Source organism: Pseudonocardia sp. UM4_GMWB1 (genome assembly GCF_017312155.1).
Lineage (GTDB): Bacteria > Actinomycetota > Actinomycetes > Mycobacteriales > Pseudonocardiaceae > Pseudonocardia > Pseudonocardia alni.
The window spans coordinates 5,851,963-5,869,311 of sequence record NZ_QJPN01000001.1 but is presented as its reverse complement, the minus strand read 5'-3'; the positions used below and the strand labels follow the sequence as shown (position 1 = coordinate 5,869,311).

Below are 17,349 nucleotides of genomic sequence, written 5' to 3'. Positions count from 1 at the left end.
GGGACACCGCCTCCGCCGGGGACACCGCCTCCGCCGGGAGGAGGCGGACGAGTCGGTCGACGAGGCCCCGCCCGCCGCCACGACCCACTCCCGCGCGCCCTTCGACCCGGACCTGGTCCGGCGGGTCACGGCGCTGCCGTCGGAGCGCACGTCGGTCCGCGCCCCGGCCGACCCGGACACCGAGCGGGAGTTCCGCGAGGCCCGGGACCGCATCTCGACCCCGCACACCTGGGCGGGCCGCGTCCCCGAGCAGGCCGGCCCCCCGAGACGGCCGGCGACACCCCGCCGGTGAGCCGGATCCCGTCGATCGGGCTCGCCGCCACCGGCGCCCGAGCCGCCCGCGAGACCGGTGACAACCCCGAGCCGCCGCCCCGTCCCGCCCCGCGGGTCCTGCGGTCGGCGCATCCCGGGAGCGGACCGCGGCACCTCGCCCCGCCGCTGCGCGGGACGTCCGGGAGCGACAGCGGGCCCCACGAGGACACCGCTTCCCCCGAGGACACCGCTTCTCCCGAGGACACCGTCGGGTCCGGCAGGACCGGGGACGCCGGTTCTCCGACGGGCTCCGGCGGCACGGTGACCACCGACCGCACCGCCGGTGCGGTCGACGCCGTCGACGTCCGTGGTCCGGCCGGGCACACCGACGCCTCCGTGCCGGACACCGGCGAGCGCGAGGCCCCGACCGGGGTGCGGCCGGAGCCGAGACGACCGACGACGCCACGTCGGACGAGGCCACGACGGACGACGTCCCGGACCCCACCACCCCGGAGGGCCACCACCGCGCCGGAGGCCGAGGAGACACCCGTGCACGCCGGCCCGACCACCGCCACCCGCCCCGACCGCGCCGAGGACGTCTCCCTGTCCGTGCTCCGGACCGGGCCCGCGCCGTCGGCGATCGTGCCCGACACGGCACCACAGGAGATCGAGGTCCGCGTCGTCGACGCCACCGACGCCCCGCTGCCCGGCGTCGAGGTCGCGCTGCGCGACCGCTCCGGCGGGCCGATGGGCTCCGCCACCACCGACGCCGACGGCACGGCGCACGTCACGGCGCCGGGCGCCGGGGCGTTCGTCGTCGTCGCCCGCGCCGACGGATACCTGCCCGGCGTCGCCACCTGCACCGTCGGCGACGACGCCGCCGACACCACCCTGCGCCTGGCCGCTGCCGCCGCCGTCCACGGCTCGGCGCCCGCGGGCACCGGCGTCGTGCTCTCGCAGGACGGCGAACCGGTCGCCTCGACGACCGCCGCGGCGGACGGGACCTACCGCCTCGCCGACCTCGACCCCGGTCGCCACCTGCTGGCCGCGGGCGACGGCCCGGGCGTGGAGGTCGACCTCGTCCCCGGCGCCGACGAGCGGCGGGACCTGGCGGGCTCGTGACCGGCACCACGGAGGTCCACGGCCGGCTCCCCGGCGTCGCGGTGTCGAGCTTTCTGGCAGGGCCGCCTCCCCGGGGCGACCCGAGCGGCGTCCTGCTGGTCAGCCACGGCATCGGTGAGCACTCCGGCCGCTACGACGCCGTCGTCGACACGCTGGTCCCGGACGGCTGGGCCGTGTACGGCCTCGACCACCGCGGCCACGGCCGCTCCGGCGGCACCCGGGTGCACGTCCGCCGCTACGACGACCTGCTCACCGACTTCGAGACGTTCCGCCGCGAGACGATCGCCCGCCACCCCGGCGTCCCGGTGTTCCTGCTCGGGCACAGCCTCGGCGGCCAGATCGCGCTCGCCTACGCGCTGCGCCACCAGAACCGCCTCGACGGGCTCGTCCTGTCCGCGCCCGCACTGGCCTCCGACGCCGTCCCGGCCGCGCTCGTGCCGCTGCTGTCGGTCGTCGCGAAGGTCCTGCCCACGGTCCGCCCGTCGGGATCGACACCTCCGCGATCAGCTCGGACCCGGCTGTCGTCGCCGACTACGACGCCGACCCGCTCGTGCACCACGGCCGCCCACCCTGGCCCTCGGCGCGGAGATCTACCGGCAGATGGCCGAGCTGCCCGTCCGGGCCGCCGAGCTGCGGGTCCCGCTGCTCGTGCAGCACGGGACCGCGGACCGGCTGACCGACCCGGCGGGCACCCGGTTGCTCGACGAGCGCTCCGGGTCCGCCGACACCACCGTGCTCTGGTACGACGGCTTCTGGCACGAGATCTATCACGAACCGGGCCGGGCGACCCCGCTCGCGGACCTGCGCGACTGGCTCGACCGGCACCGCGACGCGGCCCGCCCGGTGACCTGACCCGACCGATCCCCGCCTCACCGCGCCGGACCCGCCCGGTGGTGCGATCCTGGGGCCGGTACGGCGGAACAGGGGTGGCTCGCACGGTGGAGCGGATCGACCGGCGGACGGAGGACGAGTACGTCCCCGTCCGCGACCTGCTGGCGACGATCGACTGGTCGGCGACCCCGCTCGGCGTGCGCGACACCTGGGACCGCGAGCTCGAGGACACCATCCGGTTCATCCTGGAGAGCCGCCAGCCGCTCGTCGCGTGGTGGGGACCCGAGCTCGTCCTGTTCTACAACGACGAGTTCGCCGGGCACTGCGGGCTGCGCCACCCCGGGTCCTTCGGCATGCCCCTGAGGGAGGGCTGGCCGGAGATCACCGCGCATCTCGGGAGCCGTCTCCACGAGCTGCTCTCCGGGGACCGCGAGGGCATCTACCGCAGCGACCACCGGATCGTGCTGTGGCGCTGGGACACCCCGGAGGTCACATGGTGGACCTACTCCGCCACCCCGGTCCGCGGTCCCGACGGCGGCGTACTCGGCCTGATCGTCTTCACGGCCGAGACCACCCCGCAGGTCGTCGGAGGCCGGCGGATGGCGCTCCTGGCCGCGCTCGGCGAGGTGGCCCGGGACGCACCGACGCTGGACATCGCGGTCGAACGGCTCACCACGGTCCTGACCGACCTGCCCGACGACGTCGGCTGCGCCGTGGTGACGACGGTCGGCGCCGACCCCGGCCCGCTGGCCACCGTCCGCATCGACGCGCCGCCCGCGGGCTGGCTCCGCGACGACCTCGACCCCGACCACGCCACCGACGTCGAGTTCCTCGCCGTCGACCCGGTCGCGGTCCACGGCGATGACGGCGTCCCGGTCACCGACGTCGTCCGGGCGACGGTGCGCACCCCCGACGGGTCGGCCGGCATCGCCGTCGTCATCGGGGCGCCGCCGTTGCTGCCGCTCGACGAGGACCACCGCTCGTTCCTGCGGCTGATCGCGGGCACCGTCGGCGGCCTGCTGACCGCCGCGCTCGCCCGCGACCGCGAGCGCGACCGGCGCGACGACGCCGGGCTGATCGAGCAGGCCCGCGCCGAGTACTACGCCGGCCTCGGCGACGAGTTCCGCGACCCGCTGACCTCGTCCTCGGACCGCTGGAGCGGCTGCGCGACCACGACGACGCCGCCGTCCGCGCCCAGGTGGAGCTCGCGCAGCGCAACGCGCAGCGGATGCTCAAGCTCGTCGACGGGCTGCTGGACGTCTCCGCGCTGGCAGACCGGCAAGCACGACGGCCTGTTCGCCCCGACCGAGATCGGGAAGACCACCACCCGCCCTGGTCGAGGCGTTCGCACCCGTCGTCGCCCGGGCCGGGCTGGAGCTGTCGGTGTCCTGCCCTCCGCAGGCCCGGCCGGTCTGGGTGGACCGCGACGCCTGGGAGAAGGGTCGTCCTCAACCTGCTCAGCAACGCGGTCAAGTACACCCGCGAGGGCACGATCCGCCGGTCGACCTCGCCCAGGACGGCGAGCAGGTCGTGCTGCGGGTCTCCGACACCGGCGCCGGCATCGTCGACGGCGAGCTCGACGCGGTGTTCGACCGCTTCCACCGTCCCTCCCGGCGGCACGGCCGCAGCGGCGACGGCAGCGGCCTCGGCCTGCCGCTGATCCGCCAGCTGGTCCGTCTGCACGGCGGCACCATCGGGGGTGACCAGCGAGCCCGGCGCGGGCAGCACGTTCACCGTGCGGCTGCCCGCTGGGCTTCGCCACCTGCCCCCCGAACGCCTCGTCCGGGCCCGGGTCGGGTCCCGCACCGCCCCGCAGCTCGCCGCGCCCTACGTGGCGGAGGCGCTGCGCTGGCTGCCCGACGCCCCCGAGCCCGCGGGCGCCCCACCGGTCCTCGCCCGCGGCCGCTCGGTGGACGGGTCGGTCGTCGACGGGCTGGAGGTCGACCACCGCGACCGGGTGCTCGTCGTCGACGACGACCGCGAGATGCGCGGCTACCTGCGCGACCTGCTCGTCGAACGCTGGACCGTCCGGGTCGTCGCGGATGGTGCGGCCGCACTGGAGTCCGCCCGCACCGACCCGCCGGACCTGGTCGTCGTCGACGCGGCGCTGCCCGGCAACGGCGGCATCGAGCTCCTGCGGGCGCTGCGGTCGGACCCCCGCACGGTCGGGGTGCCGGTCGTGCTGCTGTCGTCGCGGGCCGGGGAGGAGGCCGCCGTCGAGGGCTTTCGCCGCCGGCGCCGACGACTACCTGGTCCGCCCGTTCTCCGCCCGCGAGCTGCTCGCCCGGGTCGCGAACCACCTGCAGCTCGGCCGTGTCCGCCGGGCCGCCGAGCTGCAGTTCCGGGCCATGGCCGACTCCACCCCGGCGCTGATCTGGGTCGACGACCCGGGCGGGCACCGGTTGTTCGTCAACCGGGGCTGGCTGGACTTCACCGGCGTCGAGGACGCGGCGCAGGAGCTGGGCCACGACTGGCGCCGCCGCATCCACCCCGACGACCGCGAGCGCTACCGCTCGGTGACCTCCGCCGCCGCCCGCGCGCACGCGCCGTTCGAGGTCGAGTACCGGCTGCTGGACCGGGCGGGCCCGCTACCGCTGGGTGCTCGACCGCGGCGCCCCCGTCCGCGACGGCGAACGCTCCGCGGGCTACGTCGGCGGATGCCTCGACATCGACGTCCAGCACCGTGAGCAGCGCAGGCACCGTATCTACTCCGAGGTCGCCGAGTCCCTGGAACGGGAGATCACCCGCACCGGGCGCACCGACCAGCTCGTCCGCGCCGTCGTCGAGGACCGGCTCGCCGACATCGCCGTCGTCCACGACGCCGACGCGGTCACCGGCATCGGCACCCTCGCCGTCTCCGCGGAGCGCTCGGCGCTGGAGCCCTCGCTGTGGCGGCTCGCCCCGCTGGTCCCCGCCGACGACGACGGCCGCCCCGAGATCCTCGACGCCGCCCACCTCGACGAGGTCCTGAGCCGGCTCGCGCCCACCCAGCGCCGGGCCTGGACCCGGCTGCGCATGACCTCGGCGATGGTCGTGCCGCTGCCCGCCCGCGGACGCACCAGCGCCGTGCTGACCGTCGTCCGCACCGAGTCGGGCGACCCCTACACCGACGACGACCTGGACCTCCTGTCCGAGATCGGGCGCCGGGCCGGGCTGGCCGTCGACAACGCCCGCCTGCTGGAGCAGGAACGAGCCTCGGCCCAGCGCCTGGGCCTGCTGCACCGCGCCACCGCCAAGATGTCGGCCGCGGCGACCCCCGGCGAGGTCGCCGCGATCGCCGCGGACCACATCGTCGACCTGCTCGACGCCGACCACGCCGGGCTCTGGGAGATCCGCGGGGAGTGGCTGCAGGCGCTCACCGGCCACGGGTGGGACCGCGACATGTGGCAGCGCGCCGCGCGGATCCGGGTCGACGCGCCGCTGGCGTTCACCGAGGTGCTGTCCGGGCACGAGCCGATGTGGTTCACCACCGCGCACGAGTGGGCGACGCGCTACCCCGCGGCCATCGGCATCGAACCGGACCACGCCCAGACCATCGGCTACCTGCCGCTCGTCGCCGGCGGGCGCTCGCTGGGGGTCCTCGCCGTCGCCATGCTGACCGAGCGACGACTGTCCGACGCGGACAAGGAGGCGGCCGTCGCCGTCGCCGAGCTCGCCGCACAGGCGCTGGACCGGGCTTCGATGCTGGAAGCCGAGACCGAAGCCCGCCGGCTGGCCGAACGCCTCGGCGCGGTCGCGACCGGGCTGGCCCGGGCCACCGACCTGGAGTCGGTCGCCGAGGTCGTCGTCGAGCACGGCCGGATCTCGGTCGGGGCCGACGCGGTCGCGGTGCTCGTCGTCGACGAGGGCGGCGCGCTCTCGCTGCTCCGCGAGACCGGCTGGCCCGCCGACGGCCCGCCGATGCGCACCCCCGGCCGCGCGCACCCGCTGAGCCGCGCGGTGAGCAGTGGCGAGCCGATCTGGAACGCCGGCGGGCCCGCCGACGGCGAGGTGCTGCGCTACCCGGTCCATACCGCGGTACCGCTGATGGTCGCGGCCCGCCCGATCGGCGTCATCGGGCTGCGTTTCGAGACCGAACCGGTGTTCACCCCCGAGCAGCGCAGCTTCGTGCTGACCCTGGCCAACCAGTGCGCGCAGGCGATCGTCCGCGCCCAGCTGCACCAGGCCGAGCACGAGGTCGCGGTCACCCTGCAGCGCAGCCTGCTGCCCCAGCGCCTGCCCGACATCGAACGGCTGTCGCTGGCCACCCGCTACCGCCCCGGCACCCAGGGCACCGAGGCCGGGGGGGACTGGTTCGACGTCCTGGACCTCGGCGACGACCTGGTGGCACTCGTCGTCGGCGACGTCGTCGGCCGCGGCCCGGCGGCGGCCGCGGTGATGGGTCAGCTGCGGTCCGCGGTCGCGTCGAACCTGGTCAACGGCCAGCCCCCGGCGCGGGCGCTGGAGCAGCTCGACCAGTACGCGCTGCGGGTGCGCGGCGCGATGGCCAGTACCGTGGCCATCGCGACGATCGACACCGGCACCGGCGAGATGCGCTACGCCAGCGCCGGCCACCCGCCGCCGCTGGTCGCGGGCCCGGAGGGGGTGCGGACCCTGTCCGAGGGCCGCGGCGTGCCGCTGGGGATCTCCGGGCGGCCCCCGTTCCCCGAGGCCGTGGACCGGATGGAGCCCGGCGAGACGATCCTGCTCTGCTCGGACGGCCTGTTCGAACGCCGCAACGAGGTCATCGACGACGGCCTGGCCCGGCTGTCCGCCGCGTTCGACGAGCTGTCCGCCGCCCAGCCCCGCGACATGGCGGACACGCTGCTGCACCGCATGTCCGAGGGGACGGTCATCCCCGACGACACGGTCGTCGTCGTCGCGCGGCTCATGCCGCCGCCGCTGCGGATCGCGATCGAGGCCGACCCGAAACGGCTCGCCCCGCTGCGTCGCGCGGTGGCCGCCTGGGCCGCGCAGTGCGGGATGGGCCCGGACGCGGTCAGCGACCTGCAGCTGACCGTCGGCGAGGCCGCCACCAACTCCATCGAGCACGCCTACCTGCCCGAGGACACCGACGGGCGCGCCGGGGTCGACCTCGACCTGGCGCTGACCGCGGACGGCTCGGTCGCGGTGCGCGTCACCGACGGCGGACGCTGGCGGCCCCCGCCGCCCGACCCCGGCTACCGCGGCCGCGGCATCGCGCTCATCCGCGAGCTCGCCGGGGACGTGCACATCGATCCGTCGGACTCCGGCACCACCGTGCGGTTCCTGCTGCCCGCGATCCCGGTCGAGGTGGGCACCCCGGGCGCGGGACCGCCGGTGGAGTTCGTCGCCGGGGAACCCGAACCGGACCGCGACCGGATCGACACCCCGTCCGGTGACGGCGACGACGGCACCGTCCGGGCCCGGCTGCGTGCCGTCCCGGACGCGCACGGTGTGCGGATCGGGATCGTCGGCGACCTCGACCTCGGTGGGGTCTCGGCGATCCGGGCCCCGCTGATGGAGCACGTCGACCGCGGGCTGCCGATCACCCTGAACCTGCCGGGGGAGGCGTTCGTCAGCAGCGCCGGGATGGCCCTGCTGTCGGAGGTCGCGCGCCGGATGCGGACCAACGGCGCGGCGCTCACCCTCGTCGCACCCGCGGGCAGCCAGGCCCGCCGCTCGCTGGTGCTGTCGGGGCTCGACACCGTCATCGGCATGTCCGACGACGACGGTGCCTGACCCGCCGACCTGTCCGGACACGCGCGGGGTCCTCCCGCGGGCCGGACGGCGGGTTGAAACCGTGCCCACCGCTGTGTTGCCATCTCCGGCATGAGTCAGGCAGCGACCCTCGGACCCCTGTGGGGTACCCGTCGCGCCGACCACTTCGACCAGGGCTGTCGCCCGAGCTGAGTCCCCCGACCACGCTCGCCCGATCGTCCCCTGGAGCACCACCGTGTCCGCGCCTGCCTCCCCGCCCGCGTCCCGCCCCGCCCGCCTGCGCGTCCCGCACGCACGACCCGTCACCGCGCCCACCCCGTACGGCCTCGCGGACCTGCAGGAGCTGACCCGTGAGACCGCCGCCGAGGTGCGCTCCGGACGGCACGAGGTCGTCGTCGACCGGGAGCGCCGCTGGTACCGGCTGCTGCGCAGCGACGGCTTCGTCGACGTCTGGCTGATCAGCTGGTCCACCGAGCAGATCGCGGATCTGCACGACCACGCGGGCTCCCTCGGTGCCCTCACCGTGGTGTCGGGCTCGCTGACCGAGCGCCGCTGGAGCGGGCCGTCCGGGCTGCGCACCCGTACACTGCGTCACGGCCGCGGCGCCGGCTTCCCGCTGGGCCACGTGCACGACGTCGCCAACACCGCCGACGACCCCGCGGTGAGCGTGCACGCCTACTCCCCGCCGCTGTCGGCGATGTCCTACTACGACGTCGAGGACGTCGCGGGCACCACCGGCCACCAGCGGCTGCGCCGCACCCGCACCGAGCTCGTCGAACCCGGCCGGGGTGTCGGATGAGCCGCACCGTCGCCGATCTGCTCGCCGCCGCCCGCGCCCGGCTCGACCGGCCCGGCCCGCGGCGTGCCGCGGAGCTCACCGCCGCCGGGGCGCACCTGGTCGACACCCGGCCGGGGTGGCAGCGCCGCGAGGAGGGGCAGATCCCGGGCGCGCTGGTGATCGAGCGCAACCACCTGGAGTGGCGCCTCGACCCGACCTCCGACGCCCGGGTCCCCGAGGCCGTCGACCACGACGTCGCCTGGGTGCTGTTCTGCTCGGAGGGCTACAGCTCCAGCCTGGCCGCCGCGTCGCTGCAGGACATCGGGCTGCACCGGGCCACCGACCTCGACGGCGGCTTCCGCGCCTGGGCCGCGGCCGGGCTCCCGGTCGAGGCCGGTCAGGACGGCCCGTCCGACGCCACCCGTCCGCCGGACAGGCGCGCGTCGAGGTAGCCCGCGACCAGCGCGGTCAGCTCGTCGACGACGACCGCCCGCGCGAACCCGGGCCGCTCCAGCACGAACCCGGTGGTCAGGTGCTCGACGGTCCGCACGACCGTCCACGCCGCGGCCCGCGCCGCGTCGGTGTCCCCGGCGCCGCGGGTGAGCAGCACCGTGGTGACCAGGTCGTCGATCCGGCCGGCGAACGCGGCCCGGCGCCCGCCGGGGGAGCGCGGCAGCTGCTCGACGATCACCCGTAGCAGGTCCGGCTCCTCGCCGAAGGTGTCGAGCAGCGCCTCCAGGGTCGCGCGCACCGCCGGAGCGGTGCCCGCCCCCGGCCCGGCCGCGGCGACCGAGTCGAGGAACGCGCGCGAGACGCGAGCCTCCATCGCGTCGAGGTAGCGGTCCAGCACCTCGGTCAGCACCGCGTCCTTGTCCGGGAAGTACTGGTAGAGCGACCCGGGCGACACCCCGGCGGCGGCCGCGATCCGGTTCGTCGACGCGCCGTCGTATCCACGGGTGACCAGCACGTCCCGGCCCGCCGCGACGATCCGCTCCACCATCGCCCGGGACCGCTCCTGGCGCGGCTCGCGCCGCCGGGCCCCGCGCCCGCTCACCGGGCGCCCCGGAACGCGCGTTGAAGGCGAGCATTCGCTCGTGTCAGCATCGGTCCATGCTGGCAGAGCCGCCCGTCGCCCCGCGACGCTTCCGCAGTGCGCCCGAGCGTGCGGCGCGCATCGCCCGTCCGCTCGGCCTGGTCGCCGGGGTCCGCGACCACGATCCCGCGCTGCTCGCCGAGATCGGCCGCCGGATGCTCACCCGCGACGAGACCGGCGCCGCGCTGGCCCGCGCGATGGGACGCGACCGCGACGAGGCCGGCCGCGCCGGGACCGGCCGTGTGACCATGCGGGCGTTGCACACCGCGCTGGCCGCGGGCGCCGCGCCGGCCGACGCCCCGCCCGCGCTGCGGGACTTCCTCGCCGCGGTCACCCCGGACCCGGACTGGCTGGACCGGGACCTGCTCGAGCGCGGCGCCCGCGCCTACCGCAGGCTCGGCCGCAGCCGCGACGACGTGCTGCTGGGACTCTCGCTGATCGGCGGCTACCGCTACGGCGGCCCCACCGAGCTGCTCGTCCGCACCGGTGGGCTCACCGGCGCCGGCGCGATGCGCCGCCTCGGCGAGACCCAGGCGTGGGCGTTCGCCGTGAGCCGTCCCGGCGGGATGGTGCCCGGTGGTGCGGGCTGGGCGGCGACGCTGCACGTGCGCGCCATGCACGCCCTCGTCGCTGAGCGGTTCGAGCGGGGCGACCGCTACGACGTCGCCGGCCACGGGCTGCCGATCAACCAGGCCGACGCCGCGGCCACGCTCGGGCTGTTCAACAGCACCGCGATCCTCGGCTGCCGCCTGCTCGGACGCCACGTCCCGCGCGCCGACGGCGACGCGATCATGCACCTGTGGCGCTACGTCGGGTGGCTGATGGGGGTCGACGACGACTGGCTGTTCGACACCGAGCGCGCCCAGAACGCGTTCAACCACCACGTCGTGCTGGCCCAGGGCGACGTCACCCCGGCAGGCCCGCTGCTCGCGGGCGCGCTCGTCGAGGGGCTGCGCAGCGAGCGGACCGGTGGCCCCGCCGACCGGTTCCGCGGCGCCTGGGAGCGACGACGGCTGCTGTCGCTGCTGCGGGTGTTCCTGCGCGCCGAGGGCCTGCGCGACCTGGACCTGCCGGTGACCGCGGCGTGGATGTGGCCGTCGCAGGTGCTGCGCAACCTGGTCGAGTCGCTGCTCGTCGCGCGGACCGCACGGGGGCGGCGGTGGCTGGAGCGCCGCTCGGACCGCCGCGTCGAGGCCGACCTGGCCCGTCGCTTCGGCCGGGAGACGCCCGGCCCCCGCGACCTGGCAGCCTGACCCCGCCCGCCGGGATCAGGTGAACGCGCTGATCCCGGTCACGTCCCGGCCCACGATGAGGGTCTGGATCGTCTCGGTGCCCTCGAAGGTGTGGATGGCCTCGATGTCGGCCCAGTGCCGCACGACGTGGTGCTCCAGCAGGATCCCGTTGCCGCCGAGCAGGTCCCGCGCCTCGGAGAGGATCTTGCGGGCGGTCCGGGTGTTGTGCATCTTCGCCAGCCCCGCGACGGTCGGCGACAGCTTGCCCACCTCGGCGAGCCGGGCGGACTGCATGCAGTAGAGCTGCATGCCGGTCAGGTCGGCGAGCATCGCGACGAGCCGCTGCTGCACGATCTGGAAGCTCGCCAGCGGCTTGCCGAACTGCTCGCGCTCCAGCGCGTAGCGCAGGGCGGCGTCGTAGCCGGCGGTCGCGTGGCCCAGTGCCATCCAGGCGCAGGTGCCCCGGGTGGTGGCCAGCACCGCGGCGCAGTCGGCGAACGTCCGCGCCTCGGTCAGCCGGTTCTCCTCCGGCACCCGGACCCCGTCCAGCTCGATGTCGGCCTGCCAGAGTGCCCGCAGCGACACCTTGCCCGGGATGACGGTGGCCTCGTAGCCCTCCGCCGGGGTCTCGACGACGAACCCGAGCACCTCGCCGGAGTCGGTGTCGCGCGCCCACACGACCACCAGGTCCGCGACGCTGCCGTTACCGATCCAGCGCTTCGACCCGCGCAGCACCCAGTGGTCCCCGTCGCGGGTCGCGGTGGTCTCCAGCGCGACCGAGTCCGAACCGTGCATCGGCTCGGTCAGCGCGAACGCGCCCAACTTGTCCATGGTGGACATCGACGGCAGCCAGCGTTGCTTCTGCTCCTCCGAGCCGCACATCGCGATCGCCTTCATCGCCAGGCCCGCGTGCACCCCGAGGAACGTGCCGAGCGAGCCGTCCCCGCGGTGCAGCTCCATGTGCACGAGGCCGAGCGCGAGCGGGCTCATCCCGGCCGCCCCGTAGCCCCGGATGTCCTCGCCGACGATCCCGAGCTCGGGGAGGCGCCGGAACAGGTGCCAGGGCAGCTCGGCGCGCTCCCAGTAGTCGTTGATGCCGGGGAGGACCTCGGCGTCGACGAACGTGCGGGTGTCGGCGAAGCGCTGCCACTGCTCGTCGGTGAACTGGTCGCGCACCGAGAAGAAGTCGGTGCCCAGAGCCTCGCCCAGCTCGGTGTACGGAGTGGTCGGTGCGGTCATGATCGCGGGCCCCTCGCCGTCGACGGAGACCTGATCCTCACAGAATCACCGGGGTTCCGCCGGGCGGAACTCAGGCCCGCACCAGGCAGAACGGGTGCCCGATCGGGTCGAGGAAGACCCGGAAGCTGTCCGGCGCGGGCTGGACCTCGTGCCGGGTGGCGCCGAGCGCCAGCACCGCGGCCTCCCCGGCGTCCAGGTCGGGCACGTCGAAGTCGACGTGCCCGCGCTGCGGCCGCACCTGCCCGGGCCACTCCGGCGGGGTGAACTCTCCCTCGGAGATCTGCTGGAACGCCAGGGTCGCGCCCGCGCCGCCCGGGTCGAGCTCGACCCAGTCGGGGTCGGTGTCGGTCGGCCCCTGGACCGGCCAGCCGGTGATCGCCGAGTAGAACCGGGCGAGCTCCAGCGGGTCCGGGCAGTCGAGCGCGAACAGTGCGAACCTGGCAACGGGTGCATCGGTCATGGCGGCAGTGTGCCTGCGACCCCCGACGGTCACGCCTCAGAGCGCGTCGATCGCCCGCTCGATCCGCTGCACCGACACCGGATGGCGGGTCTTCATCGGGTGCGCGTACAGCGAGATGCGCAGCTCCTCGAGCATCCACCCGATCTCGCGCAGCGCGGGCGACGGCGGCGTGTGCTCGGGCAGGGCGGCCAGCAGCCCGCGGTACTCCGCCTCGACCGGCGCGATCTCGGCGGTCCACCGGGCGTCGCGGGCGGGGTCGGCGCGCAGCTTCTCCAGCCGCAGCTCGCAGCCCTGCAGGTAGCGCTTCACGTCGCCGAGCCGGGTCGCCCCGGCGGCGGTGACGAAGCCCGGCGCGGTCAGCCGGCCCACGACCGCCGTCACGTCGGCGACGCCGTCGCGGGTGGCGGGACCGCGCAGGTCCGCCAGCGCCGCACCGACCCGGTGCCAGACCTCCAGCACGCCGCGTACGGCGTCGAGGACCTGCAACGTCGTCGACGGCAGCCGCATCCGCAGCAGCTCCGCGAGTCGTGCGTACTGCGCCCCGTCGAACGGGTCGCCGCCGCCCCGGGCCATCAGGTGATCGGCCGCGGCGGTGGTGCAGTCGTCGAGCAGGGCGTCGAGCGAGCCGTGCGGGTTGCGCGACAGGGCCAGCCGCGCCCGGTTGTCCAGGCCGCGCTGCACCTGCTTCCCCGGGTGGGTGGTGTTGAGGAGCAGGAGCCGCCGGGCCCCGCGGTGGTGGGCGGGGTCGCGCTCGGGCGCCGTCGCGTACACCCGGACGTCGGCGCTCGTGCCGCGGTCGCGCAGGCCCGGGTAGCCGGTGACCGTGTGCGCGCCACGCCGGATCGGCAGCTCGCGGGGGAGCTCGCCGATCGTCCACGACGTCAGCCCGGTCGCCTCGACGTCGCTGCCCGCGGCGGCCAGCTCCTCCCGCACCTTCGGGGCGAGGGCGCGGCGCAGCCTGTCCAGGTCGGTGTCGCGGGCCAGCTCGGCACCGGACTCGTCGAGCACCCGGAAGGTCACCGTGAGGTGCTCGGGCAGCCGCTCCAGCTCCCAGTCCTCGCGCCGGATCTCCACGTCGCGCATCCGGCCGAGCTCGTCCTCCAGGACGTCGAGCAGCGGCCGCCGGCCGGTCTCGCCGCGCAGCCGGGCCAGCACCGCCTTCGCGTGGTCCGGGGCGGGGGAGAAGTTGCGCCGCAGGTTCCGCGGCAGCGTCCGGATCAGCGCGGTGACGAGCTCCTCGCGCAGCCCGGGCACCTGCCAGGTGAACGGCGTCGGGTCTACCTGGTTCAGTGCCGCCACCGGCACGTCGACGGTCACGCCGTCCTCGTGATGGCCGGGCTCGAACGCGTAGGACAGCGGCAGCGTCAGCCCGCCCGCCTCGACGTGGTCGGGGTAATGGGCGCGGTCGACCTGCTTCGCGGCCTCGGTCGCGAGCATCTCCTCGGTGTAGGTCAGCCGGTCCGGGGCCTGCCTCGACTCCTTCTTCCACCACCGGTCGAAGTGCGCTCCGGAGACGACGTCGGCGGGGACCCGCTCGTCGTAGAAGGCGAACAGGGTGTCCTCGTCGACGACCAGATCGCGGCGCCGGGCCCGGTGCTCCAGCTCCTCGACGCTGTCGAGCAGCTCCCGGTTGGCATGGAAGAACGGGTGCCGGGTCTCCCAGTCGCCCTCGACGAGGGCGTGCCGCAGGAACAGGTCGCGGCTCACCTCGGCGTCGATCCGGCCGTAGGCGACGCTGCGGTCGGCCACCAGCGGCAGCCCGTGCAGGGTGACCCGTTCGGTCGCGACGGCGGACGCGCGCGTACGTGACCAGCGCGGTTCCGAGTATGTCTTCTTGACGAGATGTCCGGCGAGGGGCTCGATCCAGTCCGGCTGGACCGGTGCGACGGTCCGCGCCCACAATCTCGTCGTCTCGACGAGTTCGGCGGCCATCACCCAGCGCGGGGGCTTGCGCGCCAGGCCCGAGCCGGGCCAGATCGCGAACTTCGCGCCGCGGGCACCGAGGTAGTCCTTCGGGCCTTTCCGCTCCTTCCCGGCGCCCTTCCCGGTGCCCTTCTCGGCGAGCGGGTCCTGCATGCCGATCTGCGACAGCAGACCGGCGAGGACGGACTGGTGGATCCGGTCGGCGTGCCGCGGCCACTCGGGGTCGTGGTCGTTCAGATCCATGCCGGAGCTGCGGGCGGCCTGGCGGAGCTGGCCGTGCAGGTCCCACCACTCGCGCACCCGCAGGTAGTGCAGGAAGTCCTCACGCAGCTCGCGGCGGAACCGGCTGCCCGACAGCTCGTCGCGGCGGGCGTTCAGGTGGTCCCACAGCCGCAGGTAGGCCAGGAAGTCCGAGCCGTCCTCACCGAAGCGGCGGTGTTTGTCGTCGGCGGCCTGGCGCTGCTCGGTGGGCCGCTCGCGCGGGTCCTGCACGCTCAGCGCGGCGGCGATGACCAGCACCTCGCGCAGACAGCCGTTGCGGTGCGCCTCCACGAGCATCCGGCCCAGCCGCGGGTCCACCGGCAGCCGCGCCAGCGACTGTCCGACCGCGGTCAGCGAGCGCCGGTCCGGGCGCAGCGCGCCGAGCTCGTGCAGCAGGTCCAGGCCGTCGGCGACGGCGCGCCGGTCCGGCGGCTCGACGAACGGGAACTCCGAGATCTCCCCCAGGTCCAGCGCGATCATCTGCAGCACGACCGAGGCCAGGTTGGTCCGCAGGATCTCCGGGTCGGTGAACTCGGGGCGGGCGTCGAAGTCGTCCTCGGCGTACAGCCGGATCGCGATGCCGTCCGAGGTGCGGCCGCAGCGACCGGAGCGCTGGTTCGCCGAGGCCTGGGAGATCTTCTCGATCGGCAGCCGCTGCACCTTGAGGCGGCGCGAGTAGCGCGAGATGCGCGCGGTGCCGGTGTCCACGACGTAGCGGACGCCGGGCACGGTCAGCGAGGTCTCGGCGACGTTGGTGGCCAGCACGACCCGGTTGCCCGCGTGCGGCGCCCAGACACGCTGCTGCTCGGCCGTCGACAGTCGGGCGTAGAGCGGCAGGATCTCGGTGTTCCGCAGGTTGCGCCGCTCCAGGGCCTCGGTGGCCTCGCGGATCTCGCGCTCACCGGGCAGGAACACCAGCACGTCGCCCGGTCCCTCGCGCTGGAGCTCGACGACGGCGTCGCCGATCGCGTCGTCCAGCTGCCGGTCGGGATCGGCGTCCGGGTCGTCCGGGTCGACGACGGGGCGGTAGCGCACCTCGACCGGGAACGTGCGCCCGGAGACCTCGACGATCGGGGCCGGGGTCGGGTCGCTGCCCTCGGTGGCCGTGCCGAAGTGCCGGGCGAAGCGCTCCGGGTCGATCGTCGCCGAGGTGATGACGACCTTCAGGTCCGGACGGCGGGGGAGCAGCCGGGTCAGGTACCCGAGGATGAAGTCGATGTTGAGGCTGCGCTCGTGCGCCTCGTCGATGATCAGCGTGTCGTAGGCCAGCAGGTCCTTGTCGCCGGCCAGCTCGGCCAGCAGGATGCCGTCGGTCATCAGCTTGACCATGGTCGAGTCGCCGACGGCGTCGGTGAACCGGACCTTCCAGCCGACCGCCCCGCCGAGCTCGACGCCCAGCTCCTCGGCGATCCGGGTGGCGACGGTGCGCGCGGCGAGCCGCCGCGGCTGGGTGTGCCCGATCATCCCGTGCACACCGCGGCCCAGCTCGAGGCAGATCTTCGGCAGCTGCGTCGTCTTCCCGGATCCGGTCTCCCCGGCGACGATCACGACCTGGTTGTCGCGGATCGCGTCGGCGATCTCCTCGCGGCGCGCGGAGACCGGCAGTGTCGCGGGGTAGGAGATCCGCGGCAGCGCGGCGCGGCGGCGTTCCACGCGGTGCTCGGCCTTCGCGACGGCGTCGGCGACCCGCCGCTGGGCGCGCCCGTCGCGGGCCCGGTCCAGCCGGCCGCGCAGCCGCTCGGCCTCGGTCGGTCCGAGCGCGGCGAGGCGCTCGCGCAGGGCGGTGAGTTCGGCGTCGTCGAGCGGGGGGAGCGGCGGCTCGGCGGAGTCGCGGCCGTCGCCGGCGGCGCGACGGCGCGGGCGGCCGGCGTCGGTCTTCCTGTCCGGGGCGGAGCCCGCCTGTTCCGGGCCGTCGCGGTCGGGGCCGCGGCGGCCGGGCTGGTCGGGGCCGGGCGCCGTGACGGCAGCGCGCCGGCCCCGCGGCCCGCGGCGGCGCTGCGTCGACGTGCGGCGGCGCTGCTGCTCGCGGGCCGGGACGCCGCGCGCGGCGCCCTCCGTCCCGGGGGCGGCCTGCGCTGCGGCGAGGTCCGATGGAGTCTGGTCCTGGTGGATGACGGTGTCCTGCTGGGTGGCGGTGTCCTGCGGGGTGCCGGAGGTCCCGCCGCGCTGCCGGTGGTCGCCCCGGGTACCGGAACGGCGGCGGGGGCGGCGCGGACGGTCGTGCGACGACGGCTGCGCGGAGGTCGAGGACGGGACGGGTTCGCTGGACATCGTTCGTTCAGTCTGCCTGGTCGCCCGGGACCGGGCGTGCGCCGACCATGGTGACCGGCCTCGCAGGCGTCGTCGAATGGGTTTCGGGAATCGGCGGTATGGGGTCCGAACCGGACGCCGGTCGCCTCGCGGCGAGTGGCGCACCGCGGCTCCAGCCGAACGGAATTCCACGGCGGCGGTTATCTATTGCGGCCCGGGGACTCGGTTC

Annotated in this window: 12 protein-coding genes and 3 pseudogenes; 11 read left to right on the top strand and 4 right to left on the bottom strand. The window is 75.4% G+C overall.

The window, feature by feature from the left end; translation table 11 throughout:
- The 10 genes and pseudogenes from DMP15_RS27720 to DMP15_RS27680 all read left to right on the top strand — a co-directional run.
- Positions 1-292: hypothetical protein (locus DMP15_RS27720; RefSeq protein ID WP_337826663.1), on the top strand; the 292-nt coding region annotated here is incomplete at its 5' end.
- Positions 289-1,374 carry a carboxypeptidase-like regulatory domain-containing protein gene (locus DMP15_RS27715; protein WP_337826662.1) on the top strand — a complete coding sequence of 362 codons (1,086 nt, stop codon included), beginning with the start codon at positions 289-291 and terminating at the stop codon, positions 1,372-1,374. The genes DMP15_RS27720 and DMP15_RS27715, both read left to right, overlap by 4 nt.
- Positions 1,371-1,817 (top strand): annotated as a pseudogene (locus DMP15_RS27710) (alpha/beta fold hydrolase); the annotation flags it as partial. The gene DMP15_RS27715 and the pseudogene DMP15_RS27710, both read left to right, overlap by 4 nt.
- Before the next feature lie 127 nt (positions 1,818-1,944).
- Complete coding sequence (locus DMP15_RS27705; RefSeq protein ID WP_337826724.1) at positions 1,945-2,226, top strand: serine aminopeptidase domain-containing protein; 282 nt, start codon at positions 1,945-1,947, stop codon at positions 2,224-2,226.
- A 1,362-nt stretch (positions 2,227-3,588) separates the two neighbouring features.
- Positions 3,589-3,873, top strand: a pseudogene (locus DMP15_RS30420) (ATP-binding protein); the annotation flags it as partial.
- Between the two features lie 316 nt (positions 3,874-4,189).
- Positions 4,190-4,372, top strand: a pseudogene (locus DMP15_RS30415) (response regulator); the annotation flags it as partial.
- A gap of 82 nt (positions 4,373-4,454) precedes the next feature.
- Positions 4,455-4,892 carry a PAS domain-containing protein gene (locus DMP15_RS27695; RefSeq protein WP_443217705.1) on the top strand — a complete coding sequence of 146 codons (438 nt, stop codon included), beginning with the start codon at positions 4,455-4,457 and terminating at the stop codon, positions 4,890-4,892.
- Positions 4,804-7,905, top strand: coding sequence for a SpoIIE family protein phosphatase (locus DMP15_RS27690; RefSeq protein ID WP_337826660.1), 3,102 nt, complete (start codon positions 4,804-4,806; stop codon positions 7,903-7,905). The genes DMP15_RS27695 and DMP15_RS27690 overlap by 89 nt, the downstream gene beginning before the upstream one ends.
- Positions 7,906-8,119: 214 nt before the next feature.
- The gene (locus tag DMP15_RS27685) at positions 8,120-8,683 is read left to right on the top strand and encodes a cysteine dioxygenase (protein ID WP_337826659.1); all 564 of its coding nucleotides are present in this window, start codon (positions 8,120-8,122) and stop codon (positions 8,681-8,683) included.
- Positions 8,680-9,114, top strand: a complete 435-nt coding sequence (locus tag DMP15_RS27680) for a rhodanese-like domain-containing protein (RefSeq protein ID WP_073577912.1) — start codon at positions 8,680-8,682, stop codon at positions 9,112-9,114. The genes DMP15_RS27685 and DMP15_RS27680 overlap by 4 nt, the downstream gene beginning before the upstream one ends.
- Here DMP15_RS27680 and DMP15_RS27675 read toward each other — a convergent pair.
- A complete protein-coding gene (locus tag DMP15_RS27675; RefSeq protein WP_202416194.1) occupies positions 9,060-9,716 on the bottom strand; it encodes a TetR/AcrR family transcriptional regulator in 657 nt (218 codons plus the stop codon). The genes DMP15_RS27680 and DMP15_RS27675 overlap by 55 nt on opposite strands.
- Positions 9,717-9,772: 56 nt before the next feature.
- On the opposite strand from DMP15_RS27675, the gene DMP15_RS27670 reads away from it, so the two are divergent.
- On the top strand, positions 9,773-11,008 hold the full coding sequence (locus DMP15_RS27670) for an oxygenase MpaB family protein (RefSeq protein ID WP_337826658.1): 1,236 nt from the start codon (positions 9,773-9,775) through the stop codon (positions 11,006-11,008).
- A 15-nt stretch (positions 11,009-11,023) separates the two neighbouring features.
- On the opposite strand, the gene DMP15_RS27665 is transcribed toward DMP15_RS27670, so the two are convergent.
- The 3 genes from DMP15_RS27665 to hrpA all read right to left on the bottom strand — a co-directional run bounded on the left by DMP15_RS27665 (position 11,024) and on the right by hrpA (position 17,141).
- Positions 11,024-12,226 carry an acyl-CoA dehydrogenase family protein gene (locus DMP15_RS27665; protein ID WP_073577909.1) on the bottom strand — a complete coding sequence of 401 codons (1,203 nt, stop codon included), beginning with the start codon at positions 12,224-12,226 and terminating at the stop codon, positions 11,024-11,026.
- Positions 12,227-12,296: 70 nt separating this feature from the next.
- On the bottom strand, positions 12,297-12,686 hold the full coding sequence (locus DMP15_RS27660; protein WP_073577908.1) for a VOC family protein: 390 nt from the start codon (positions 12,684-12,686) through the stop codon (positions 12,297-12,299).
- 36 nt (positions 12,687-12,722) lie between these two features.
- Positions 12,723-17,141, bottom strand: a complete 4,419-nt coding sequence (hrpA, locus tag DMP15_RS27655) for an ATP-dependent RNA helicase HrpA (RefSeq protein ID WP_083659043.1) — start codon at positions 17,139-17,141, stop codon at positions 12,723-12,725.
- Between the last annotated feature and the right edge of the window lie 208 nt (positions 17,142-17,349).

Excerpts from the sequence above, each read along its gene's own strand:
- DMP15_RS27680 (WP_073577912.1), top strand. The coding sequence starts at position 8,680 with ATGAGCCGCACCGTCGCCGATCTGCTCGCCGCCGCCCGCGCCCGGCTC.
- DMP15_RS27670 (WP_337826658.1), top strand. The coding sequence starts at position 9,773 with ATGCTGGCAGAGCCGCCCGTCGCCCCGCGACGCTTCCGCAGTGCGCCC.
- DMP15_RS27665 (WP_073577909.1), bottom strand. The coding sequence starts at position 12,226 with ATGACCGCACCGACCACTCCGTACACCGAGCTGGGCGAGGCTCTGGGC.
- DMP15_RS27660 (WP_073577908.1), bottom strand. The coding sequence starts at position 12,686 with ATGACCGATGCACCCGTTGCCAGGTTCGCACTGTTCGCGCTCGACTGC.
- hrpA (WP_083659043.1), bottom strand. The coding sequence starts at position 17,141 with ATGTCCAGCGAACCCGTCCCGTCCTCGACCTCCGCGCAGCCGTCGTCG.